The 24,990-nt window shown below is 41.3% G+C and carries 19 protein-coding genes; 8 read left to right on the forward strand and 11 right to left on the reverse strand.

Going from position 1 to position 24,990, the window contains the following annotated elements:
- Positions 1 to 6: 6 nt before the first annotated feature.
- The 3 genes from ABD873_RS03480 to ABD873_RS03490 all read right to left on the reverse strand — a co-directional run bounded on the left by ABD873_RS03480 (position 7) and on the right by ABD873_RS03490 (position 7,757).
- The gene (locus ABD873_RS03480) at positions 7 to 1,431 is read right to left on the reverse strand and encodes a RagB/SusD family nutrient uptake outer membrane protein (protein ID WP_345064675.1); all 1,425 of its coding nucleotides are present in this window, start codon (positions 1,429 to 1,431) and stop codon (positions 7 to 9) included.
- 16 nt (positions 1,432 to 1,447) lie between these two features.
- Positions 1,448 to 4,597: a SusC/RagA family TonB-linked outer membrane protein gene (locus tag ABD873_RS03485; protein WP_345064678.1), complete on the reverse strand. Its 3,150-nt coding sequence runs from the start codon at positions 4,595 to 4,597 to the stop codon at positions 1,448 to 1,450.
- 274 nt (positions 4,598 to 4,871) lie between these two features.
- The gene (locus ABD873_RS03490; protein WP_345064681.1) at positions 4,872 to 7,757 is read right to left on the reverse strand and encodes a helix-turn-helix and ligand-binding sensor domain-containing protein; all 2,886 of its coding nucleotides are present in this window, start codon (positions 7,755 to 7,757) and stop codon (positions 4,872 to 4,874) included.
- Between the two features lie 157 nt (positions 7,758 to 7,914).
- Here ABD873_RS03490 and lepA point away from each other — a divergent pair, with 157 nt between their 5' ends.
- The 4 genes from lepA to ABD873_RS03510 are packed head-to-tail and all read left to right on the forward strand — an operon-like array spanning position 7,915 to position 11,703.
- Positions 7,915 to 9,708 carry a translation elongation factor 4 gene (lepA, locus tag ABD873_RS03495; RefSeq protein ID WP_345064684.1) on the forward strand — a complete coding sequence of 598 codons (1,794 nt, stop codon included), beginning with the start codon at positions 7,915 to 7,917 and terminating at the stop codon, positions 9,706 to 9,708.
- A gap of 28 nt (positions 9,709 to 9,736) precedes the next feature.
- On the forward strand, positions 9,737 to 10,621 hold the full coding sequence (locus tag ABD873_RS03500) for a bifunctional 5,10-methylenetetrahydrofolate dehydrogenase/5,10-methenyltetrahydrofolate cyclohydrolase (protein ID WP_345064687.1): 885 nt from the start codon (positions 9,737 to 9,739) through the stop codon (positions 10,619 to 10,621).
- Positions 10,622 to 10,674: 53 nt separating this feature from the next.
- Positions 10,675 to 11,190 (forward strand): hypothetical protein, encoded by a 516-nt coding sequence (locus tag ABD873_RS03505; protein WP_345064690.1) that lies wholly within the window; start codon positions 10,675 to 10,677, stop codon positions 11,188 to 11,190.
- 60 nt (positions 11,191 to 11,250) lie between these two features.
- On the forward strand, positions 11,251 to 11,703 hold the full coding sequence (locus tag ABD873_RS03510; protein WP_345064692.1) for a hypothetical protein: 453 nt from the start codon (positions 11,251 to 11,253) through the stop codon (positions 11,701 to 11,703).
- On the opposite strand, the gene ABD873_RS03515 is transcribed toward ABD873_RS03510, so the two are convergent.
- Positions 11,690 to 12,571 carry a 1-aminocyclopropane-1-carboxylate deaminase/D-cysteine desulfhydrase gene (locus ABD873_RS03515; protein ID WP_345064696.1) on the reverse strand — a complete coding sequence of 294 codons (882 nt, stop codon included), beginning with the start codon at positions 12,569 to 12,571 and terminating at the stop codon, positions 11,690 to 11,692. The two genes, ABD873_RS03510 and ABD873_RS03515, sit on opposite strands and share 14 nt — an antisense overlap.
- Before the next feature lie 100 nt (positions 12,572 to 12,671).
- Here ABD873_RS03515 and ABD873_RS03520 point away from each other — a divergent pair, with 100 nt between their 5' ends.
- The 4 genes from ABD873_RS03520 to trxB all read left to right on the forward strand — a co-directional run bounded on the left by ABD873_RS03520 (position 12,672) and on the right by trxB (position 16,650).
- The gene (locus ABD873_RS03520; protein WP_345064698.1) at positions 12,672 to 13,706 is read left to right on the forward strand and encodes an RluA family pseudouridine synthase; all 1,035 of its coding nucleotides are present in this window, start codon (positions 12,672 to 12,674) and stop codon (positions 13,704 to 13,706) included.
- 14 nt (positions 13,707 to 13,720) lie between these two features.
- A complete protein-coding gene (locus ABD873_RS03525; protein WP_345064701.1) occupies positions 13,721 to 14,578 on the forward strand; it encodes an aminotransferase class IV in 858 nt (285 codons plus the stop codon).
- 158 nt (positions 14,579 to 14,736) lie between these two features.
- A complete protein-coding gene (locus tag ABD873_RS03530) occupies positions 14,737 to 15,669 on the forward strand; it encodes a 3'-5' exonuclease (protein ID WP_039053654.1) in 933 nt (310 codons plus the stop codon).
- Positions 15,670 to 15,693: 24 nt separating this feature from the next.
- Complete coding sequence (trxB, locus tag ABD873_RS03535; protein ID WP_345064705.1) at positions 15,694 to 16,650, forward strand: thioredoxin-disulfide reductase; 957 nt, start codon at positions 15,694 to 15,696, stop codon at positions 16,648 to 16,650.
- Between the two features lie 71 nt (positions 16,651 to 16,721).
- On the opposite strand, the gene ABD873_RS03540 is transcribed toward trxB, so the two are convergent.
- From ABD873_RS03540 to ABD873_RS03570, 7 genes are all read right to left on the reverse strand, one after another.
- Positions 16,722 to 18,149: an amino acid permease gene (locus tag ABD873_RS03540; RefSeq protein WP_345064708.1), complete on the reverse strand. Its 1,428-nt coding sequence runs from the start codon at positions 18,147 to 18,149 to the stop codon at positions 16,722 to 16,724.
- Positions 18,136 to 19,449 (reverse strand): type IX secretion system plug protein, encoded by a 1,314-nt coding sequence (locus ABD873_RS03545; protein WP_345064713.1) that lies wholly within the window; start codon positions 19,447 to 19,449, stop codon positions 18,136 to 18,138. The genes ABD873_RS03540 and ABD873_RS03545 overlap by 14 nt, the downstream gene beginning before the upstream one ends.
- Before the next feature lie 16 nt (positions 19,450 to 19,465).
- Positions 19,466 to 19,879 (reverse strand): hypothetical protein, encoded by a 414-nt coding sequence (locus ABD873_RS03550; RefSeq protein WP_052258760.1) that lies wholly within the window; start codon positions 19,877 to 19,879, stop codon positions 19,466 to 19,468.
- A gap of 142 nt (positions 19,880 to 20,021) precedes the next feature.
- Positions 20,022 to 20,897 carry a 4-hydroxy-tetrahydrodipicolinate synthase gene (dapA, locus tag ABD873_RS03555; RefSeq protein ID WP_345064718.1) on the reverse strand — a complete coding sequence of 292 codons (876 nt, stop codon included), beginning with the start codon at positions 20,895 to 20,897 and terminating at the stop codon, positions 20,022 to 20,024.
- Positions 20,898 to 20,921: 24 nt separating this feature from the next.
- On the reverse strand, positions 20,922 to 22,943 hold the full coding sequence (ligA, locus tag ABD873_RS03560; RefSeq protein WP_345064721.1) for an NAD-dependent DNA ligase LigA: 2,022 nt from the start codon (positions 22,941 to 22,943) through the stop codon (positions 20,922 to 20,924).
- A gap of 117 nt (positions 22,944 to 23,060) precedes the next feature.
- Entirely contained in the window at positions 23,061 to 24,086 is a 1,026-nt protein-coding gene (locus ABD873_RS03565; RefSeq protein WP_039053651.1) for a glycosyltransferase family 2 protein, read from the reverse strand.
- A complete protein-coding gene (locus ABD873_RS03570) occupies positions 24,083 to 24,955 on the reverse strand; it encodes a lysophospholipid acyltransferase family protein (protein ID WP_345064724.1) in 873 nt (290 codons plus the stop codon). Before ABD873_RS03570 ends, ABD873_RS03565 begins: the two co-directional genes overlap by 4 nt.
- Positions 24,956 to 24,990 lie beyond the last annotated feature (35 nt).

Below are 24,990 nucleotides of genomic sequence, written 5' to 3' on the forward strand. Positions count from 1 at the left end.
AGTTGTTTACCACCCTTCATTTTGCCGCATCTCCGGCGTTTGAATAAGCTGGTTGTTAGGTATAGGAAACAGATAATGTTTGGCTTGAAAAGGTTTTCCTGCGGCGAGCATTGCTGTTTCTGCCTGTCTTGTACGTACTAGGTCGAACCATCGGTCATGTTCCATTGCCAGTTCGAGACGGCGCTCTTTCCATATGAGCTGCCGTAGTTCATCCTTGTTGTTGGATGTTATGGCAGGAAGGCTTACCCTGTTTCGTACCAGATTGAGATACTGTCGTGCTGTAGCGAAGTCGTCCAGCTCGTTGGCCGCTTCGGCGAGGATTAGATAAACTTCCGCAAAGCGTAGATAACGCAAGTTTTTGTCGGTGTCGTCCGCTCCGCCATTGGCAGAAGAATAGGCTTTTTCATTGTACATAGGATTTTCTACACTTTCGCCCACGACACGTCCATCGTATAAGGTTTCTCCGCGGAAGATGATAGTCGCGTTTTTACGTATTTGGTCACCTTCAGCCTCAAAGGCTTCAAGGAGGTTTTGAGAAGGCGTGTTGAATCCCCAGCCCCATCCTGTGGCGCCGCGCGCTCCCTGGGTTTGTGAATACTGTTGGATGCCGTGAGCTATAACTTCTCCTCGTGCTTGAAATTCAAATAGAGATTCTCTGCCATTTTCTGTGGACTCACGCCATACGGTTGCATAGTCCGGTTCTAGGTCATATTCTCCCGAATTGATGACCGCTCGTGCCATGTTGACAGCCTCGTTCCATTTTTTCTGATACAGATAAACTTTGGCCAAAAGTCCTTGGGCGGCTCCTTTGGTAGCTCTTCCCAAGTCTTTACTTGCATATTGAGATTTCAAAGGCAGATGATCTATAGCAAACAACAGATCCTCTTCGATAAATTGGTAGACTTCTTCTGTAGGCTTTCGGTCGATAAGGTCGATATGCTGAAGAGGAATGTCACCCCAACCGCGTACAAGGTAGAAATAGTTTAGTGCTCTTAAGAAGCGGGCTTCGCCGATGAGTCTATTTTTGTAGGCCTCATCGGTAAGACCAAAGTTTTCGGTATATTCTATAGCCTGTGTGGCACGTCCTATACTTTTGTACCAATGTTCCCACATGGCGGCAAAGGAGCCGGCAGTGGAAGTATAGGTTAAGTTATCTAAGATATCTTTGTCTGTTCCCGTATCTGTTGGGGAGCTGCCCTTATCAGCGTTGTCAGATATGATTTCGGTGATGCCTAGGAAGGAGAAGGCATAGTTCCAATCCGTAAACATGCCATAAATGGCATTAACAAAAGATTCCGGTTCGTAAACTACGTTGGAGTCTTCTGCTTCTACGATTTCTTTTGAAGGGACATTCAGAAAATCTTTAGTACAGCTTTGTGTCATAAGACCTAAGGCCGCCACAAGAGAGAAGTTTAATATTTTGGTTTTCATAGCTTCAAATTTTTGGTTAGAACTGTAAGTTAAGTCCGAAAAGGAAGTTTCTGGTGGTAGGGTAGGCCGAAAGTTCTATGCCGGAGGTACCTGAAGGACTTCCCGCATTAGAATATCCTATGCCTGTAGCCGCTTCCGACACTCCCGATATTTCAGGGGAGAATCCACTGTATTTCGTGAAAATAAAAGGATTTTGTGCTGTAACATATAGACGCAGTTTGGAAGTGTTGGAATATAATCTGCTGAATGTATATCCAAGAGTGATGTTGTTAATCCGAAAATAACTTCCTGATTCCAAGTAGTAACTAGAAGCATAAGAGTCTCTTGCTGCTCCCGGATGCACATTGGTAGATCCTGGACCTGTCCAGCGCTGCTTGAAGGTTTCTGCGGTGATATTTTCTCCTCCATCTATACGAGTACCTTTTAGGGCATTATATACTTTGTTGCCTGCTACGCCGTAGCCATATACAGCAAAGTCTACTTTCTTATAGTTGACGGCAAGGTTAATGCCATAGGTTGAAGAAGGAATATAAGAGCCAAAAAACACTTTGTCGCGGTTATCAATCACGCCATCCTCGTTTTGGTCTTTATAGCGTAAGTGCCCTGGAATAGGAGATCCGTAGCGCGGGTTGTTTGCTATTTCCTCAGCTGTCTGCCAAACGCCGTCGGCTTCCCACATCCACCATGCATAGATAGGTTGGCCCACACGCAGCTGTTTGGTGATCTGACCGTTTGCGAGGCTTCCTCCTGTAGCTCCGTCATAGGCTGGCGTCACTTCTTTAACCTTATTGCTGTTGTAGGCATAGTTAACACCGAAGGAATAGTTGAAATCCTCACTTAATGTTTTACTCCAAGTGAGAATGGCTTCAAAACCTTGGTTCAGTACTTTAGCGCCATGCGCATAGAAGTTGCGTGCATAGCTTGAGTTTAAGGTTGGGGTAACATCCAAAATAGTATTGGTATTTAACTTATGATAGTAGTCTATCGAACCGCTAAGATTATTATTAAGAAAGCCAAAGTCAAGCCCCACTCCAGCTTCTCTTGTTTTTTCCCAAGTGAGATCTACGGCCGGTGTTCCGAAGGCTGCACCGAAAACTAAGGTTTGCTCAGGCCCAAACACATAATTATAGTTGGACGATCCCGGAGAGGTCAATATCTGCGACACATTCAGCGGTATCTGCTGGTTGCCGAGCTCACCCCAGTTGGCTCTAACTTTCAGAAAGTTGATCCATGAGGCTTCCTGCATGAACTCTTCGTTGCTGATGGTCCATCCGGCACCGAATGAAGGGAAAGTTCCCCAATAGTTTTCGTTGGCTTTAAATACACTAGAACCATCTCTACGTACAGTAGCGGTAAGATAATATCTATTGTCGTAATTATATTGTATTCTTCCGAAATATGAAGCTAATGCTATAGGTGTATACGACGTTTGGTTGACAGTTTTAGGGTAGGCGCTAGATCCCGAACTGTTGGCTAAATCTATATTCCAATATTGTTCTTTTTCTGGTACGTCATATGCCGAAGCAGACATAGAGCTTGCTATGTCAAACTTTTCTCTTGACATACCTAGGATGGCCTCTACATGGTGTCTATCGAAACTTTTTTGGAAAGTAAGGAAATTTTCCCATACCCAACGGAAACTTTCATTCTGACTTATGTTTAGAGAGTTGTAAGCATAAGATGTTGAGGTAGGGTTGTTTGTTCGCAAGGTTTCGAATTCGCTTTCAGTACGTGTAGGATCTGCGTTTAGCCAGCCGTGTTTGATATTGTTGAAAGTACGACCGTTGTACCAAAATTTTGTGGCACCAAAACGGGAATTGAACTTCAGATAGTCCACAATCTTAAATTCTCCTTCGAAACTTCCTTGTAAAGTCGTAGTGTTTTGCAGATTATTATTACGCAAAACTTCATATACAGGGTTGCCGATGGAGTTGAGGGATCCTATATTGTCTCCAGGTTGACCTTCGTAAGTAACAAGTCCCGTAGTTTTATTTACAAAGGGTACACCGTAGCGTCCGTTTGCATACATGACAGGCACTAAAGGGGATTGTCTGTAGGCAGCGTTGAATGCATTTAAAGGTTTCGGTGTATTTTTCGTTAGCGTAAGGTTGACATTTTGATCGAACTTAAGCCTTCCGTCCATAAACTTATATGTGTTGTTATTGCGGAAGGTGTTGCGGATAAAGCGGGATCCATCAAGAATTCCATTTTCAGTAAAGTTGTTTACACTGAGGTAGTAGTCGATTCTTTCCGAACCACCGGATAGATTTACGGCGTTATTAAAGATAGAGCCCTGTTTTAAAAGGGCCTCGTACCAGTCAGTTTCATATGGTTGTCCTGAGGTTTGTAGGCTATAACCACCGTTAATAGCCTGTAGATTTTCGTTGACGTATGTTGCATATTGCTGTCCGTTAGCCATCTCTACGCGGTTAAGGATATTCTTTATACCTGCGTAGCTCTCATAGTTGATGTTGAAGCGACCGGCTCTTCCTTTTTTGGTGGTGACAATAACTACGCCGTTGGCAGCACGCAGACCATAGATGGAGGCCGAGGAGGCGTCTTTAAGCACATCCATAGACTCTATGTCTGTAGGATTGATATTGTTAATATTAGTCACCGGAATGCCATCCACGATATAGAGGGGATTGCGTCCTCCTAGGGCTGTTCCCAATCCTCTAATCATTACGGTAGGGGCGGATCCTGGATTTTCTGAGGCTACAATATTAAGTCCTGCCACCTTTCCTTGTACGGATTGCATGGCCGACATTGATGGTTGTTTGGCAATCTCTTCGCCTTTAACGGACCCTATGGATCCAGTAACATCTGCCTTTTTCTGTGTGCCGTAACCAACCACTACCACCTCTTCCAACTCTTGGCTATCTCTTTCCAAGAAGATATTATATGTACTCTGGGAGCTTACCGGTATTGTTTGTGGTTTATAACCTATAAAAGTGATGGTGATATTGGCATTCGAAGAAACTTCGATACTAAAATATCCATCCGCATTTGTTTGGGTGCTCTGTCCCGAACTGGAGGTGATGGTCACACCAGGGAGACTTTCCATGGTGCTGCCATCCTTTACTGTTCCCGTAATGGTTTTTGTCTGCGCTAAAGCATAACTAAAACATACGGTAATAAGAAAGACAAGGGTAAAAAACTTTCTCATATGATTATCTTTTGGTTTACAATTAGTAGTTATTACCTACAACGTTTCAAGTATTCGCTGTAGGTTTAACAAATTTGTGATGTATTCGTTTGATTATGAAAAAATATAATTTCACATTAATACTTCATATGAAAAATACTGCTACACTCTAATGGTATCTTGTTGTTTAAATTGTTGATAGTTAGCTTATTATTTTATTTTTATCCTTTCTCAAATGACTGTCGTTAGTGTAAAAAATACACAAAATACATGTAGTAGTGATGATGTAGTGTTGCTACAATTCCATTAGAAATTCATTCAAGTTTTTATGGGTGGGAAGGTTAAATTTCTTGCGAAGTCTATATCTTCTGATTTCAACACCGCGGATGCTGATATTAATTAATGAAGCTATATCTTTACTAGACATGTTGAGCCTCAAATAAGCGCAGAGTTTTAGATCATTAGGAGAAAGACTAGGATATTGGGCTTTTAATTTTTTGAAAAAGTTTTCGTGCGACTCGTTGAAGCTTTTTTCAAATAAGTCCCAATCTCTATCATCGCTCTTAGCATTGTTGATGAGCTTATTGATTTTTTGGAGCTGTTCATTCGACAAGGGTTTACCGTCTTTGTCCTTAATTTTAAGGAGTTCGACGTGCAAGTTGTCCAGCAATTCGTTTTTGTAAATGATGTTGGTTGCAGCGTTGGCGAGCTGCCGGTTTTTAAGCTCCAATTCTTGTGATAGCTGTTCGTTTTTCAAGGCCATGAGCTTTTTCTCATTTTCTTCGGCCTCTTTTCGTAAAAGTTCTTCTTGACGTTGTTGTAACTCTTGGCGGATACGTTGTTTGTCACGTGCGATTTTTTGGAGTACCATTTTTCTCGCGACAAAGAAAGCGATACACGCCAATAAGAAATAGATAGCAAGAGCCTGCCAGGTAAGATACCAAGGAGGTAAAATACGGAAAGAAACAACGGTCCAATCGGAGGTTTCGCCACTGTCCGATATGGCTCTCACTTTGAAAGTATATTTTCCCCATTCCAGATTCGTAAAATCTACATATGGAGTTTCCGTAGGCGTATCCCATTCCGTGTTACTTCCCTCTAGAAGATATTGATATTTTAGAGGAGTGCTGGAAAACCATGGGGAAGCGAAGAGAATACGAATGCTGTTTCGCTTAAATGGAATCTTACTTTCTTCCGTAAGGTGATAGAGGCTGTCGCTGCTGGTGTTAAGCTGTCTGTAACCTTTTACGAAGGGAGGCGTGATGAGTGACTTATTGTAAGAATGTGGATCGTATATGGCTATGCCGTTGTCTAAGCCAAATAATAGTTTTTGCTGATACGGCTCTACAATTTCGTAATTTTTCATCACGGCATTTTTCAGTATGTTAAAGCTGGTAGAGTCTACTTGAATCATATCTTTGCCGATATGTACCAGCGCAAAGTCGCCCTCAAGCGCAAAGATGTATTTTCCTTTTTCGATTCCTTTAATCCTGTTGGCTTTAGAAAAGCGCCCCAACGATTTATTTAAATCACTGTAGAGGCTGAATTTGGAAAGTACATTGTCATAGATGAAGATGCCTTTATCGGAGAAAAAGAGGGTATTACCTTCTATCGTTTGTGGATGAAGTCGGCTTATCTGAGGGAAGTCCTTATCAAAGCGAAATGTTTTTAAAATCTGTACATCTTTGAAACTTCCTCCAAACTGTACGAGCAGTATAGCTTTGTTTAATACGGTCCAGTACTGGTTCTTTTCCTTTTGAATGAGGTTGACTACAGCTTCTTTGGGGAAAGGGAATTTTTGATTTAGGGACCACGAGTTGTTTTTCTGAGTGAAAGAAGCTAACCCCGTATAATTTCCTTGGACAAAATGGAGTGCGGAATGTTGTTGGTTTATCCAGCCGCCAGTCCACTCTGAAATGCGCTTAAGGCGGTGTCCTTCAACTAAGAAAGTGCCGTCGTTATGACCACAAATCAGCTGATTGTTGAAAACATCTAAGGTCCAAACCTGCCCTTGCGATCCGGAAACAAACTGCAAGTTAAGGTGATTGATGTTGCGGTTTGAAGGCCAAGGCGCATAAAACAATCCTTGATTGGTGCCCAAATAAATATGGTTGTCAAATATTTTAATCGCATAAACAGTCCCTAACTCACCGAAAATGTCCTTGTAATAGTAAAAGGGAGCATTTATCTCTATGCGGTCTATACCATTATCCAATCCGGCCCATATGTTGCCTTGTTTATCCAGAGTCATGCTGAGGACCGTATTGTTTTGAAGTCCGTTTCTTTTATGGATATGTTGGAGGATTTGACCTTCGGCATTGATGATGATGATACCGTTTTTAATGGTGCCAAAAGCATAGATATTTTCCGAGACTTTCAGGCCATTATTGATTTGTCCCTCTTTAAGAAGGGATTCGAGCTGGGGATTAGGGGTCCATTTTCGTAAGTTACCCTGCAGGTCTAAGATAAAGAGTCCTTCCTTAGCTGTTCCTAACAAATATTCTTCCTTTCCGAAAGAAAGTACAGTAAGGATGTTGGTTATTTTATTTGCAAGAGGCAGGAAGGAATCCGCTGTCCACCGCTGCAAGCCGGAAGGGATTTTTTCTATCCATATCTTATTGTCTATCTGGTGAGCAAAGAGAAAAGGTTCTCCCTGTCCATATTGGATTTCTATTTTGTTGTCCCTTAAAATATATAGCTTGGAGAAGGCTTGAAAAATCACCTTGTCTTCGGTGAGAATGATTTTCCAGATGTCGTCATTTTCTAATAAAGCCGGATTTACCAAGTCTGAAAGCCTGTGATAGACTAGTTTCCCATGACGGCGTTCGAAATATCCGAATTCTTCTTTTCCCCCGACATAGATATGACCATTGGGGGCGATAGCCACACTACGTAGATGCTTTTTGTTGCTCAAAGGGTAAAGTTCCCAATAAAAGCCGTCGTAGACGAGCAGACCTTCGTTGTTGGCCGTATAGATGAATCCATCAGGTCCCTGTGCTATGCTCCAGTTTTGATTTCCAGCCTTATACTGGGCTTTGGTAAAATTTTGAATATAGGGACTTCCGAAGGAAGATATAGTTTGGGCTCGAGATTGTTGTAAAACGAAAAGTAAAGATGCTATAAGGAAAACTATACGTATCATAACTTTCGGTTTTGCCACTGTAGGAAGAATCTTATTCATTTACAATTGGTAAGGTGAAAGTACTAATCCTATGGCAGGGAAGCAAATAATCCCCAGTTTTATTTAAAAATTGCAGCTAAAAAATAGCTTTTCATATAGCATAAAATCTATGATAAAAAAAGTATATTTGCCCTTTAATTGAAGGCATAGAACCTGTATGAAGCATATACGTAATTTTTGTATTATCGCACACATCGACCATGGTAAGAGTACCTTGGCGGATAGATTATTAGAGTACACAAACACGATTTCCCAGCGAGAGGCTCAAGACCAGTTGTTGGATAATATGGATTTGGAGCGTGAACGTGGTATTACGATCAAAAGTCATGCTATCCAAATGGATTATTACCAAGATGGTGAGCATTATGTGTTGAACCTTATCGACACGCCGGGACACGTTGACTTTTCTTACGAGGTATCTCGTTCTATCGCGGCATGTGAAGGTGCGTTGTTGATAGTAGATGCTTCTCAAGGTATTCAGGCACAGACCATTTCCAATCTTTATTTAGCGTTGGAACACGATTTGGAGATTATTCCTATTCTCAACAAAATGGATTTGCCGGGCGCTATGCCAGAAGAAGTAAAAGACCAAATCATCGACCTTATCGGCGGAAAACGGGAAGATATTATTCCTGCCTCAGGAAAGACAGGAATGGGAATTCCTGAAATTTTGCGTGCCATCGTAGAGCGTATCCCCGCACCACAAGGTGATCCAAAGGCTCCTTTGCAGGCCTTGATTTTTGACTCGGTATACAACTCTTTCCGAGGTATCATGGCTTATTTTAAGGTAGAAAACGGTGAAATCCGTAAGGGCGACAAAGTTAAATTTATCGCTACAGGAAAAGAATATATAGCAGATGAGGTGGGTACATTGAAGTTGAATCAGGTACCTAAAGATGTTATTCGTACGGGCGATGTAGGATATATCATTTCGGGTATTAAAGATGCTCGTGAGGTAAAGGTAGGTGATACTATCACCCATGTGGACAGACCTAGTCCGGAAGCCATCAAAGGGTTCGAAGAGGTAAAGCCTATGGTGTTTGCAGGAATCTATCCTGTCGATACGGAAGATTTCGAAGAGTTGCGCGAGTCTATGCATAGACTGCAGCTCAACGACGCCTCCTTAGTGTTCGAGCCTGAGTCTTCGGCAGCTTTGGGCTTCGGATTCCGATGTGGTTTCTTGGGTATGCTTCATATGGAGATTATCCAGGAGCGCTTAGAACGTGAGTTCAACATGACGGTGATCACTACCGTGCCTAACGTGTCTTATAAAGCCTATCTGACAAAAGACAATGAAGAGGTTATAGTACATAACCCTTCGGATTTGCCGGATCCGAGCAAGCTGGCTTCTATAGAAGAACCTTATATTCGTGCCAACATTATTACCAAGGCAGAATTCGTAGGGCCTGTGATGTCATTGTGTATACAGAAACGTGGAACTATCGTAAGCCAATCTTATCTGACAGCAGACCGTGTGGAATTGGTGTTCGAAATGCCTATGGGCGAGATCGTCTTCGACTTCTATGACAAGTTGAAGTCGATTTCCAGAGGTTATGCATCGTTCGACTATCATCAGATAGGATACAGACCTTCGGACTTGGTGAAATTGGATATTCGTCTGAATGATGAACCTGTAGATGCGCTATCTTCGCTGATACATCGTAGCAATGCTTACGAGTTTGGAAAGAAAATCTGTGAGAAGCTGAAAGAACTGTTGCCGCGTCAGCAATTTGAAATACGTATTCAGGCTTCTATCGGCGCTAAAATCATTGCCCGTGAGACTATTTCTGCATTACGTAAGGATGTTACGGCAAAATGTTATGGTGGGGATATTTCGCGTAAGCGTAAGCTATTAGAAAAACAGAAAAAAGGTAAGAAGCGTATGCGACAGGTAGGAAATGTTGAAATTCCACAATCTGCATTTATGGCTGTATTGAAATTGGATTCGTAGTAAATTAATCAACCTAAAATAAATAGTAATGAGATTATTAGACGGTAAAGAAGTATCCGCTAAGATTAAGGAAGATATTAAAAAGGAAGCTGCTGAGTTTGCTGCAAAGACAGGGCGTAAGCCTCACTTGGTAGCTATTTTGGTAGGTAACGATGGAGGTAGCGAAACGTATGTTGCCAGTAAGATGCGCAACTGCGAGTTGGTGGGTTTTGACTCTACGAACATACGCTACGATGAAAATATTACGGAAGAAGAGCTGATAGCCAAGATCAAAGAGATAAATAAGGATGACAAGATCGATGGACTTATAGTTCAGCTTCCGCTACCTAAGCATATTGATCCAGAGAAAGTAACGGAAGCTATTGATTATCGAAAAGATGTGGATGGCTTTCATCCGATAAACTTGGGACGTATGCAGCGCAACTTACCTTGCTTTATTCCTGCTACGCCGTATGGCATTATGTTGATGTTGCAACACTACGGAATTGGTACAGCGGGAAAGCATGCCGTGGTAGTCGGACGTAGCAATATAGTAGGGTCACCGATGAGTATTTTGTTGGCCAGAAACAGCAATCCTGGCAATTGTACAGTAACCTTGACACATAGCCGCACCCAAAATCTTAAAGAGGAGGTTCTGCGAGGCGACATCGTAGTTGCAGCTATAGGAAAGAAAAATTTCATCACGGCAGATATGGTGAAGGAGGGTGCTATAGTTATCGATGTGGGCATCAACCGTGAGGTCTCTACTTCTACAAAATCAGGATACAAACTTTATGGCGATGTAGATTTCGAAAATGTGTCCAAAAAAGCGTCATGGATAACACCGGTACCTGGTGGTGTAGGACTGATGACCATCGTAGGTTTGTTGAAAAATACCTTGGAAGCTGCTAAGGGCACCATCTACGCTAAATAATATTTTGGCATACATATTGTTTCTCATTACAAGTTATATTTAAACTTATTACTATGAGAAGATTAGCTTATCTAGCCCTAATGGCTGGAACGTTGACATTTGCGGCATGCAGCAATAATCCATCAAAAGACAGAAACAACGATGGAGAAGTTTCTGCAGGAGAACATTTAGATCATGCGCATGATCAAATGGATGAGGCAGCACATCAGGCCTACCACGAAGCCGAAGACAATTATAATAAAGCGAAAGCTGAATTGGATGCAGCCATAAAAAAAGGCGATAAAAATGCCGAAGAAGCAGCCCGTAAAGCATTAGCCGACGCTGAAGTGGCATGGGAAAAGACTAAAGCCAACCTCAAAGAGGCTGGAGATAAGGTGGAAGAAGGGTTTAACGATGCTGTGGACGCTACAAAAGATGCTGCTAAAAAGACCAGTGACGCCATAGAAAATACGGCAGAGAAGACAGGTGATAAAATTGAAAGCGGAGCGCAGAAGGTGGGCGATGCAGCAAAAGATGCAGCAGACAAAACCAAAGAAAAGGCTAATCAGCTGAAGAAATCTTTACAATAATTTAGATAATATTAAGTAGGGAAGCGTCTATCCTCGATAGACGCTTTATTATTATATACTGTGATGAACAAAGATGAAATATTAAAGGCCTGCTTTGATCTAGTACACAAAAAGATTGAAGAAGTGAATATGGCTATTCAGACGGCCAATCATAGTCTTGTAGAAGAGGATAAAAGTAGTGCCGGAGATAAATATGAAACGGGAAGGGAGATGATCCAACAGGACCTGAACCGTTATGAACAACAGCTTAAAGTCCTAACACAAGATTTGGATTTGTTGCAACGTATCCAGTCTCAGGAAATACGGACAGATGCTGTTGGCTTAGGCTCTTTGGTGAAAACGGATAAATCTATCTTTTTCTTGGCTTGCAGTATTGGGGTAGTTCCTGTAGGAAAGAATACAATTTACTGTATTTCTCTTGTTTCACCCATAGGTCAGGTGCTACAAGGTAAAAAGGAGGGGGTAAACTTCGCTTTCAATGGCGTTGAACATCAGATTCTTAGCCTTTCTTAAATTTGTCTAGATGTCCTAATAGTCCTGTAAGGCCTCCTGTATGGATAAACAAAATTCTGCTGTTTTCAGTGAAATAACCTTTTTTAATCAAGTCGTGTAACGCATATGCCACTTTCCCGGTATAGGTAGGTTCGATCATTATTGCTGTCGAAGCAACGAATTCTTGTACAAAGGCAAGCAAATCAGGCTTTGTCTTGGCATATCCCCCAAAATGATAATCAAGATGGAGTATTGTCTGGTCTGTTGAAGCATTGAATTTTTTTATTTCATCCAAGATAAATTCCCCATTCTTCAAAACAGGAACAACATGTAATAGCGTTTTCCATTTATGGTCATTAATACCTATAGCTATGCCTGCTGCAGTAGTTCCTGTTCCCGCGGCACAAAAGATATGATCATACTCTTGTTTGAGTTCGGATATTAGCTCTTTACACCCCCACGTAGCCTCCAAACCTGAGCCCCCTTCATTGATAAGGAAGTTATCGTCTTTGTTTTCCAGTTGATAAAAGAGGGCATCTTTGTCTTTGTACTCTTCTCTTGAGACAAAAAGGAGTTTCATGCCGAAGAGTCTACACATATCGAGTACGGGATTTCGGACTTCTTCTCCTCTTACAAAACCAATTGTTTTAAGATTAAATGTTGCTCCAGCACAGGCTGTAGCTAGTAAATGGTTGGACCATGCCCCGCCGAAAGTCACTACAACCTTTTTGTTCTCTTGCTGTGCTTTCTGAAGATTATATTTAAGCTTTCGCCACTTATTCCCCGAAATAAAGGGATGTATCATGTCGTCCCTTTTCATAAAGACCTCTACACGATGCTGCTTATATAAAGGATGCTCAACCTTTTGTTCCGGACTATAAATATGCATAAGTGGAAAGCAAAAAATAATCTATATAAACTCCAATAATTTTAATTGTAGGCAGAGCCAAAGTTAATAGATTTTGCGTGATTTCCTTTACTTTTGTAGAATGTCAGAAGATATTGAATTAATCGAACAGGAAGAGCAGGAGTTATACGAGCACGTACGTATCGTGGTTGAGAAGGGAGTCAATCCCGTACGTATTGACAAGTTCTTGATGAATAGGATTGAGAACACCTCCCGTAATCGCATACAGAATGCCATAGATTCCGGTTCGGTAAGGGTCAATGATAAAACTATCAAGGCGAGCTATAAGGTAAAACCAGCGGACATTATTACGGTGGTGTTGCCTGACCCTCCACGAGATACGGAAGTTTATCCGGAAGATATTCCAATAGATATAGTTTATGAGGATGATGATGTGCTTTTGGTAAATAAAGAGGCCGGCATGGTTGTGCATCCGGGCTACAATAATTACAGTGGTACGTTAGTCAATGCTTTGTCTTATCACCTTAATCAGCTGCCGGTGATGCCGGGGAATACCGGTCGTCCGGGTTTGGTGCACCGTATCGACAAAGACACTTCAGGGCTGCTTATCATTGCCAAGAATGAATGGGCCATGACGTATCTGGCTAAGCAATTTTTCGAACATTCTATAAGCCGTAAGTATGTAGCTCTAGTATGGGGAGATATAGAGCAGGATGGGACCGTGAACGGATATATAGGAAGAGATATAAAAGATCGACGTATCATGTCGCTATATGATGACCCAGAAAAAGGTAAATGGTCGGTCACCCATTATAAGGTTTTGGAAAGATTAGGGATGGTAACACTCATAGAGTGTCAGCTGGAAACAGGACGCACCCATCAGATCCGAGCACATATGAAGTCTATAGGTCATCCGCTATTTGGCGATACCAGTTATGGAGGCAACCGCATTGTGAAAGGCACTTCCTTTAGTAAGTATAAGCAGTTTGTGGATAACTGTTTATCTATTTTACCTAGACAGGCACTTCATGCTAAATCTTTAGGGTTTGAGCATCCTGTCAGCAAACAGAGAATGGACTTTGAGGTGCCTCTGCCACAAGATATGGAACAAGTGTTGGAAAGATGGAGAGCTTATGCTCAACAGATGAATAGTTAAGAAAGGAAAAGAATATGCCGATACACTATATAAATTTTAACGGACAGATTGTTCCTGAAGATTCCAAGCTATTTTCTGTGGATAGCCGTGCACTCCGCTATGGGGACGGTCTTTTTGAGACCATGCTGTATCAGGGAGGAGAAATACGTTTTCTACATCTTCATGTGGACAGACTTCAGCGAGGTATGCAGAAGCTACAGTTGGAACAGTCGTCCATGTTTGATGCATACTTTATCAAGAAAATAACGGATGATCTTATCCGAAAAAACAATATGTTGGGGCAAAGGGTGCGGGTACGCCTTATCGTCTTTCGTGAGGGAGGAGGCATCTATACGCCCGTAACCAATAAGTCGGCCTTCATCCTCCAAGTACATAAGCTAGAGACGGAAGTAAGGGATAAAAAGGTAGGCCTAATCGTCGACCTGTTTACGGAAGTTAAGAAGCCGTATAGCGATCTTTCGGCGTTGAAGACCAACAATGCCTTGGTTTATGTGTTGGCTGGAAACTTCAAACGTAAGTTTGAGTATGATGATGTCTTTATTCTCAATCAGGAGGGGTTTCTCTGTGAGGCATTGACCTCCAACATTTTCGTTTACTTCGATAAAGTGCTGTATACACCTGCTTTAAATCAGGGATGTGTAGAAGGGATCATGCGCAAAGTCGTGATGGATATGGCGGCAGATGAGGGGATTCCGGTCGTGGAAGCGCAGATTAACCCGGAAATTATGAAAAAGGCTGACGAGCTGTTTTGTACCAATGCAGTACAAGGAATACAGTGGGTCATGGGATATAAGCAGAAGCGCTACTTCAACAAAATTTCAAGGCTGATGCAAGAAAAATTATTAAACTGGTCCTATAATAAAGGGGAGTAATCGATAACTTTTCGGAAGTTACCTTACTTTTGTTGAAAATATCTCATAATATCATTTATAAGTTGAAATAAGTTTTTGCTACGTAGGCATTTCCTTATTTTTGTTTAACAAAAATCATGGTTGTGTCTGCAAGGGCATCATCTCAATAGTAGTATTACATGGAATTAAAACTAAAAAGACCGTTAGCATTTTTTGATCTAGAGACAACAGGAGTTAATATTGCTACGGATAAGATTGTAGAAATTTCTATTCTGAAAGTTAATGTGGACAATTCGGAAGAGGTCTATACAAGGAGAGTAAACCCTGGCATTCCTATTCCGAAGGAATCTTCCATGTTCCATGGTATATACGATGAAGATGTAAAGGATGCCCCTACATTCAAAGATATAGCTCAGGAGATAGCAGATTTTATAGGTGACGCCGATTTGGCGGGCTACAATTCTAACAAGTTTGACGTGCCTATGCTGATGGAAGAATTTCTTGCTGCAGGAATAGACTTCAGTCTGGAGGGACGTTCTTTCGTGGATGTACAGAACATTTTCCATCAGATGGAGCAACGTACGCTGAAGGCAGCCTATAAGTTTTATTGTGGTAAAGAATTGGACAATGCCCATCAGGCCGAGGATGATGTGCGGGCAACGTATGAAGTGTTGAAAGCACAGTTGTCGAAGTACGAAAATGAAAGCTTTGTCGATAAGCATGGCAATGTCTCTTATCCGGTGGTAAATGATGTGGAGGCCTTGCACCGCTTTACCAATCTGTCGCGTCCAGTAGACTTCGCAGGACGTTTTGTCTACGATGAAGAAGGAGAGGTGCTCATAAACTTCGGTAAACATAAGGGAAAGAGACTGAAAGACGTCTTTGAAAGCGAGCCTAGCTATTATGCTTGGATGCAAAACGGTGATTTTCCATTGTATACTAAACGTATCTTGGAGAAGGAGTGGATTGCTTTCAAAAATGCTAAGGCCGAACAAAAACAGCAGCCGTCAAAGGTGGAACACAAAGAAAACATCCAAAAGACGGACAAGAAGCCTGAGCCTATCACGAATGACATGCTTATGAGTTTGAAAAATAAATTTGGTAATAAATAAAGTAAAAGTATAAAAGAATATTCGATGAATAAAGAACAAGTAGCAGAGCATATTAAGTGTTTGATTATCGGCTCGGGGCCTGCAGGCTATACGGCAGCTATTTATGCTGCACGTGCAGATTTAAAACCTGTAGTATATACGGGCATCGTACCGGGAGGTCAGCTAACACAAACCACTGAGGTGGATAATTTCCCAGGTTATCCCAATGGAATCAAGGGGCCGGAGCTCATGGAAGACTTAAAGCAGCAGGCTGAACGTTTCGGTACGCAGGTGCGTTTCGGTTATGTTACTAAAGTGGATTTTTCCAAAGATGGAGGTCTTCACTATGCCGAGATTGACGGAAATACTGTTGTCTCTGCGGATACGGTGATTATCGCTACCGGGGCCACTGCCAAATGGTTAGGATTAGAGTCAGAACAGAAATATAATGGGTTTGGGGTTTCTGCCTGTGCTGTATGTGACGGTTTCTTCTTCAAAGGTCAGGATGTGGCTATCGTGGGGGCCGGAGATACTGCCGCCGAAGAGGCTACCTATCTAGCAAAACTATGTAATAAGGTGTATATGTTGGTACGTCGTGACGAATTCCGCGCTTCTAAAGCTATGTATCACCGTGTAATCAATACACCAAATATTGAAGTGTTGTATAATACCGAAACAGAAGAAATTCTAGGAGATGGCCAGGTGGTGACAGGAGTGCGTGTCAGAAACAATAAGACCAACGAAACCAAAGAATTGGCGGTAACTGGTTTCTTCGTTGCTATCGGTCATAAACCGAATACCGAGCTGTTCCAAGGAATTTTGGATATGGACGAAACAGGTTATTTGATTACGAAGCCAGATTCTACAGCAACCAATATTCCTGGTGTTTTTGCTGCAGGAGACGTCCAAGACCATGTGTACAGACAGGCTATCACCGCTGCCGGAACAGGATGTATGGCCGCACTAGAAGCAGAACGTTATCTTGCCGCTAAAGAAGATTAATCCTAAAAATATTTAGTCTATTCATTCATATTTAAAACAAAGAGAGCTTCCGAAAGGAAGCTCTCTTTGTTTTATGCTGTTTGTGTAGTTTTTTTTCGTTTTGTAATACGATAAGAGATATAAAGGATGAGCAGCCATATAGGTATAAGCTCTACCGAGATACGTAAACCTGTAAGCCACATCATAGCCAGCACGCCAAACAAAAAGAACAAAGTAAGATAATTGCTCCAAGGGTACAAAAGACTAGGGAACTTTGTCTTATGGTTTTCTTTGACCTTGCTTTTTTTGAAGTAAAGGTGCGTCCAAGATATCATAATCCAGTTGATGATCAAGGCTGAAACAACTAGGGACATTAATATTTCCAAGGCTTGCTCCGGCATAATCTTATTGATGATGATACATATGGTCACGAATGCCGCGGACACGAGCAAAGCTGTCACGGGAGCATGGTTCTTGTTAAGCTTCTTTAGGAAGCGCGGGGCATTGCCTTGCTCCGCAAGGCCGTAAAGCATGCGTGAGTTACTATATACACAGCTGTTGTATACCGACAGGGCGGCAGTCAATACGATAAGGTTAAGCGCATTGGCGATAAGTCCCATAAAGTTGTAAGTCTGACCGAAAAGCGTGAAGTTTTTACCTTCCAACACGTTGAAAACTTCCACAAAAGGACTGGTATTGGCGGTAATATTTCGCCAAGGCATCAAGGAAAAAAGAATAAATAAAGCTCCTACGTAGAATATGAGAATCCTTACCAACACCTGGTTGGTAGCTTTAGGAATGTTCTTCTCCGGATTTTCGGCTTCCGCGGCCGTGATTCCAACTAGTTCCAGCCCGCCGAAAGAGAACATGATGATGACCAAAGCTGCCAACAGCCCCTGATAACTGCCATCTTCATTCTGTTGAAACCATCCCTTTGGGAAAAAACCACCATCATTGACAAGGTTCATTACTGTAGCTTGATCGCCCTTAGCTCCCGTAATAAGCAGATATGAGCCAAACAATATCATGGCAATGATAGCTGACACTTTGATTATGGAAAACCAAAATTCGGTTTCTCCATAAACTTTCACGGAGGTCAGGTTGATAGCATTTATCACGATAAAGAAGAATAAGCTGGAAACCCAAAGGGGTATGTCGGGCCACCAAAACTGAATATAAACACCAATGGCAGTAAGCTCAGCCATACTTACTAGGATGTATAGAATCCAATAGTTCCATCCCGAAGCGTAACCGGCAAAAGGTCCCCAATATTTGTTGGCGAAATAAGAGAAACTGCCCGATACGGGTTCGTCAACTACCATTTCTCCCAATTGGCGCAAAATAAAAAAAGCAAATAAGCCTGCAATGGCATATCCCAAGATTACGGCAGGACCAGCCAAAATTGCTGCCTTGCCAATGCCAAGAAAAAGACCTGTCCCTACGGCACCTCCGATAGCGATAAGCTGAATGTGTCTGTTGCTTAGTCCTCTTTTAAGTTTCTTTTCGTTATTCTCTTTCACCTTTGTTTGTGTTAATGTGTTGATGCCCTATACCGATAATTTCATCCCAGTATGTTCCGGGCTTTCTGTAATAAGCTATGGCAATATATTCATTTTCTGTCTCAAAATGCGAACCCGAAAATAAGTCGGTAATTAATTCGTTGTTTTTTATCGCATTATACTCATAGTTGTATAACCCCTGTTTTAATAAGAGGGTAGTGGTCCATAAAGTATTTCTTTCGTCATAGGTTAATTTATTCGTAGAATCTTTCTCAAAATTATTGAAACCGCCGATTATATAAATATTTTCTTCCTTTTTTTTATCCGCTGCCAAAGCGAAACGTACAAGCACATACTCACTTTGTGTTTCTGCACTTTCATAGTCCAAGTTACGGATGAAATAACGTCCGTTGTCATCGGGAATATAGATATAATTATTCGTTTTTAAATCTTTATCGGCAAATAAAATGACCTTTGTGGTGTCTCCACGAATAATTTCTTTAATGGAGGAAGAGGCATTTCTTATACTGCGGATGTCTGCTGTTCTAAATTCGTTGTTAGCTTTGAACTCCAAGGTCGTAGGCGCATCAAAGATTAATTTGTGGGCTTCTACCTTGGTAGGTAACCGTAAGATTTGTTTGCTGTCTTCACGCTGATTCTGTAATACATGAAGTTGAAACTGAGTTTGAGGATTGCTGATTTCTATTGCTGTTTTCAGCGTGATATTTAGCTTTTGATATTCTCTTTTACTGTCTATTCTGGAAGAGGGAAGTACTGCTATTTCCAAATGGGAAAGCGGCTTTACTACGAATATTTTTGAAGTAAGTATCAGTCTGCTTTTATCGCCACTTTCATAGACTTTCAGCAGGTAGTTTCCTCCAAGCTTTGGCTTCACATACTCGTTAGGAAAGGTAAAACTATAATGTGTATAGGGAATCCGTGTATTTTGTGACAATTTGATTTCTTCGATGCGTGCTTCATTGAAACCTCCGGCATAGTCCATTGCAGGTAAGTTGCTGGGGCTCCCGTCGGCGTTGCAATGTTCAAGACTGTAATACAACGATCTTATATCTGCACGCAAATCATCAAAAGATACTTTTATCTTTTCTGAGGTTCCTAAAGTTATGATAGGAAGAGAGCCTTCCTGATCTTCCGGGAAAACCTGTACGGTCTTTATCGTAGATAGATAAACTTTGTTTTTATATTCCAGTGGACTCTTTTCAGTAAGTAGTAGGTTACTTTTGGAGGATGGTTTTTGAGCAAAAACAACTATTACAGAGTGTAATAATATTGTGAAAAACAATGATTTGTAATTAACCATCTAAAGTTTTACTATATTATTTCATGTTAACGATTTTATCCACGATATAAACAGTATTTCCGCGCCACGGCAATACGCCATGATATTCTTTGTAGTGCAGGTCGAAGAATTTTCCGCTATTGCTTTCAAGAATATGAAAGATGGAGTCGCTTTCTATAGAAAAAACGAATTCGTTGCTAGTCAAGGTGCCAGCTCTTCCACTACCAAAACCTTCTTGGATGAGCTTTCCTTCGTACGTTTTAAACAGATTACCTTTCTTGACAGCGTAGTTGAGATAGCCCGACTTTACACCTTCCCCAAATACAAAATAGTATTTCCAATATACATAGCCGCCTGCTGCTAAGAAGAGGATAAGCACTAGCCAAGCCAAGAAAGATTTAACCTTAGACTTTACTTTTTGTGATGTATTTTGTGTTGATGCTGTTTCCATATTTTTATCTTGATACATAAATATAATTAATGTTTTATAATTTATATATCTTCACTTATATAGAAAATTAAAGTTGTAGCTTTAGGGCTATAATAAAAAAGCCTTTCGCAGGGAAAGGCTTCTGTATAAAGCGTGTGTAGTTTTATAATGAGCGCATCGCTTCTTGGATACGCTGCTGTGTTTTGGAGCTTACCCGAACTAGTGGCAAGCGGACATAATCTTCTCCGAATCCAAGTTCTTTCAGAATATATTTTACGCCGCAAGGATTTCCTTCAACAAAGCATAATTCGGTTATTTCCAGAAGTTTGTAGTGTATATCTCTAGCTTCACTATACTTAGCTTCCGCACATAGATGGGCTAAGGTAGATACATATTTAGGGTAAGCATTACCGACTACGGAGATGATACCAATGGCTCCCAAAGCCATCATTGGCAATGTCGCCGGATCGTCGCCTGAGATGAGCTGAAAATGTCCCGGCTTGTCGCGAAGTATTTCCGAAAATTGTGCAAAATTTCCGGAGGCCTCTTTTATAGCTACTATATTTTTAAATTCTTTTGCCAAACGTAAAGTAGTTTCTGCTGAAATATTGGAGCCGGTCCTTCCCGGAACATTATATAGAATTATCGGTAGTTTAGATACTTCAGCTATAGCTTTATAGTGTTGATATATGCCTTCTTGTGTTGGTTTGTTGTAGTAGGGAGATACAGAAAGTATGGCGCAGAAACCTTCTGTGTCGAAGTTTTTTACGGCTTCTACAATCTCTAGGGTGTTATTGCCGCCAATGCCGGCTACTAGTGGCACTCTGCCCTTGACCTTATCCTTGGTGAATTGCCAAACCTTCTTCTTTTCTTCAGAGCTTAATGTTGCAGTCTCACCGGTAGTTCCTAATGAAACCAAATAGTCCATTCCTTCACTTATTTGAAACTCTATAAGATTTCCTAAAGTTTCAAAATCAATACTTCCATCTGCATGAAAAGGTGTAATCAATGCTACACCTGCTCCTTGAATCTCCGTCATCTTTTTGATAATTATTATTTTACTTTATTCTTTATTAATCATAGCCAACAATTCCTGATCGGAAATGATTGGGATATTTAGTTTTTGTGCTTTAACTAGTTTTGAAGGCCCCATCTTGTCACCTGCTACCAAGAAGTTGAGCTTGGATGAGATGCTGCTCAGCATTTTGCCGCCATGAGACTCTATAAGTTCGGTAAGCTGCTCTCTAGAGTAGTCAGCAAAAACTCCTGAGATGAGGAAGGTTTTTCCTTCCAAGCTGTTGCCTGCTCTAACAACTTCTTTTTCTTCTATGTGGAATTGAAGACCGTAACTTTTCAGCTTATTCAGCTCTGCTATATTATCGGTATTGTGTAGATATTGATGGATACTTTCCGCGATACGGATTCCTATATCCTGTACGGAAGCGATTTCCTCAATACTTGCTGCTTGTAAGTTATCTAAGGATTTGAAATGCTGCGCTAGTTTTTTTGCTACCGTTTCTCCTACATGACGTATGCCCAAGGCAAACAACACTTTCTCGAAAGGTTTACTTTTGGAATCTTCAATACCTTTGAGCAGGTTGTCTATGGACTTCTGGCCAAAGCGCTCTATGGTTACCAGCTCTTCGCGTCTGTGATGTAGGGTATATAGGTCCGAAATATGACGTACCAACCCCAAACGGTAGAATGTTTCTATTGTTTCATCTCCCAGACCTTGAATGTCCATCATTTTACGGCCGATGAAGTGCTGCACTTTACCGACAATCTGAGGTTTACATCCATTTTCGTTAGGACAGTAGTGTACAGCTTCACCTTCCTGCCTTATCAGTGGTGTGTTACACTCCGGACAGTGGGTAGGGTATACTATAGGCTTGGCGTCAGGTTTGCGTTTTTCAGGGTTTGCTGCAATAATTTTAGGAATGATTTCGCCTCCTTTTTCCACAAAGACGGAGTCTCCTTCGTGAAGGTCCAGCCTTGCAATTTCGTTGGCATTGTGTAGGGAGGCTCTTTTCACTGTTGTCCCTGCCAGCGGCACCGGTTTTAGATTAGCTACCGGTGTGACAGCTCCTGTTCGGCCTACCTGATAGCTTACACTGAGCAGGGTAGTTTCAACCTGTTCGGCCTTAAACTTAAACGAGGTTGCCCAGCGTGGCGATTTGGCGGTGAAGCCTAACTCTTCTTGGTACGGATATTCGTTAACCTTAATAACTATACCATCAATTTCGAAAGAGAGTTTGTGTCTTGCTTGGTCCCAGTAATGGATAAACTCTAATACTTCGTCTATGGAGCTGCAAAGTTTGGTGTGTTCTGACACAGGGAATCCCCATTCTTTCACTTTTTGAAGACTTTCCCAGTGCGTGGAGAACAACTTATTGCGGTTGTCCATATACAAGAAATACAAGAAGCAATCCAATGGTCGTTTGGCTACTTCGGAAGAGTCCTGTAGTTTTATCGTTCCTGCGGTGAAGTTGCGTGGGTTGGCGTATGTTTGTTCACCGTTTTCTTCACGTTCTTTATTTAATCTCAAGAATGCTGCTTTATGCATGAAAATCTCGCCACGTATTTCAAACAGGTCGGGATAGTCACCTTGTTTCAGCTGATGCGGAATATTGCGTATAGTTTTAACATTTTGAGTAACTTCATCGCCCTGCATACCGTCACCGCGTGTCACTGCTTGTGTAAGTTTGCCCTTTTCATAGGTAAGGGAGATGGAGATACCGTCGAATTTAAGCTCACAGACGTAATCCACGGGATGGCCTATAGCTTTTTGCACACGGAGGTCAAAATCCCTCAGCTCCTGCTCACTGTAAGTGTTGCTTAAAGACAGCATCGGCCAGCGATGCTTTACCGTATTGAATTTGCTGGTGATGTCACCACCTACTTTCAGGGTAGGTGAATTTGGATCTCTATATTGTGGATATTCTTTTTCTAAACGCTCTAACTCTTTTAGCTTGATGTCAAATTCATAGTCCGAAATAACGGGGTTTGCCAATACATAATATTGGTAATTGTATTCGTTAAGTTCAGCTGTTAATTGTGCGATTTTTGCTTGAATATCTTGTGACATACGCGACGAAATTAATAAAATTTAAATGCTTAAAATAATTTAAAAACCAATATTTTATGAGTTATAACTCATAAGATAAAGGTTTGAAAATGGGGTTATTCGATGAAAAAAGTGATGCTAAAAATTATCTGCTGATAAGTTTGAGAATTTATGAATTTTATTCACATAAAAATCCCAAATGATGGATTTTCTATATATGCCAAAATTGTTTGTTTTTGCTGAATTTTTTTTGCGTTTTTTAGAGTTTTTAAACAAATGAAGAAGAAAGTGCTGATGTGCACGGCTTATTGCCCATGCATCTTTGGCTTTTCCTTGCACCAAAAACTGGATAAGTGCCAGCAGGTCCATCCAGAAGCGGATAAAAATCACAGCAACAGCCTTTACTGTTGGGAGGTTCTTCTGAAGCATGATGAGGTTATTCCTAAAATTGAGGTAAGTTTTTTTAGGGTTACTGGTGTTTAATGTTCCTCCTCCCACGTGATACACTACGCTGTCCGGACAATAGCCGATCCTATAGCCCCGATTTTTAAGTCTCCAGCAGAGGTCTATTTCTTCCATATGGGCGAAGAAGTCTGCATCAAAGCCACCCACTTCTTTCCATACCGAAGACTTGATAAAGAGGGCGGCACCGGTAGCCCAAAAGATTTCTTTGACATTGTCGTACTGACCTTTGTCTTCTTCCACGACATGAAGGATACGTCCACGACAAAAAGGATATCCTAAACTGTCTATATAGCCACCTGCTGCTCCCGCATGTTCGAAATGTGTCTTTTTGTGGTATGCTCGAATTTTGGGCTGTGCAGCCACAAAATCTTCTTTTTCCATGAGCTCGATGACAGGCTCTACCCAGTTTGGTGTCACCTCCACATCCGAATTCAGCAAGACATAGTAGTCGGCATCCACCTGCTCCAGAATCTTGTTATAACCGCCGGCAAAGCCGTAGTTTTTGTCATTTTCGATAATGCGTACCAGCGGGAAAAATTCTTCCACAAAAGCTACAGAGTCGTCCGTAGAACCGTTGTCTCCAACTACAAATTCTATATTGGGATATGTACTGTTATATACGGATGGTAAAAACTTTTCTAAAAAATATCTACCGTTCCAGTTTAAGATGACTATGGATACTTTAGGATAATTTGTCATGATTTATTCCTTCGCTGTCTTTTCCATCTATTATGTGTCCACAGCCAATAGGGAGGATTTTCTCTAATCATTTTCTCCGTAAATTGGTTATGGATCTGTGTTATTTCGTGTTCGCCATATTGCGACGGATCTTCAACTAATGTAGTAAATTTACAGTAATAATACCCTCTTTTTTCTTTTCGGCCTATATGACAATATACTACTGGAAAGTTGGTCATCTTAGCAATGCGCTCTGTACCGGTATAAACCAATGCTTCCTGATTGAGAAAAGGCATAAAATAGTCCGAATCTTGGTAAAGAGGCGTCTGGTCGGCCACAAACATGCTGATATGGGGGGTATTGCGTAGTCTGACGATATGGCGCAAAATCTGCTTCATAGGCACCATCGTTGCTCCAAAACGGGTACGTATATCGTTATATACTTCGTCGAAAGCCTTATTGTTGAGAGGTTTATAGATAATAAGTTTGGGATGTTCGGTAAGCAATGAAAGCCGGAAGATTCCCCATTCCCAGTTGCTGTAGTGAGCCGTCACACCGATAATAGCCTTTCCAGCATTGAGGTGTCGATGTACTTCTTCCTCATTGATTAGCTCCATACGCTTCAACACTTCTTCGGCGGAAAGGTTGGCCATTTTGATACATTCTACGATAAGATCAGGAAAGTATCTATAAAATTTTTTTGCAATATGTAGAATTTCTTCTTCTGATTTTTCGGGAAAGGAATTTCTTAAGTTTTTGAAAACTACTTTTTTACGGTAGCCTATGATATAATATATAAGCACATACAATACATCCGATAAGAGGTACAACACGCTGAAAGGAAGCTTGGAAAGAGTCCAAAATACGATTTTAAGGATGCTTTTGCTCATTAATGATTGTTGCTTTATTGTTGTACAAATATCCT

This window comes from Sphingobacterium thermophilum (assembly GCF_039541675.1).
GTDB classification, from domain to species: Bacteria; Bacteroidota; Bacteroidia; order Sphingobacteriales; family Sphingobacteriaceae; genus Sphingobacterium; species Sphingobacterium thermophilum.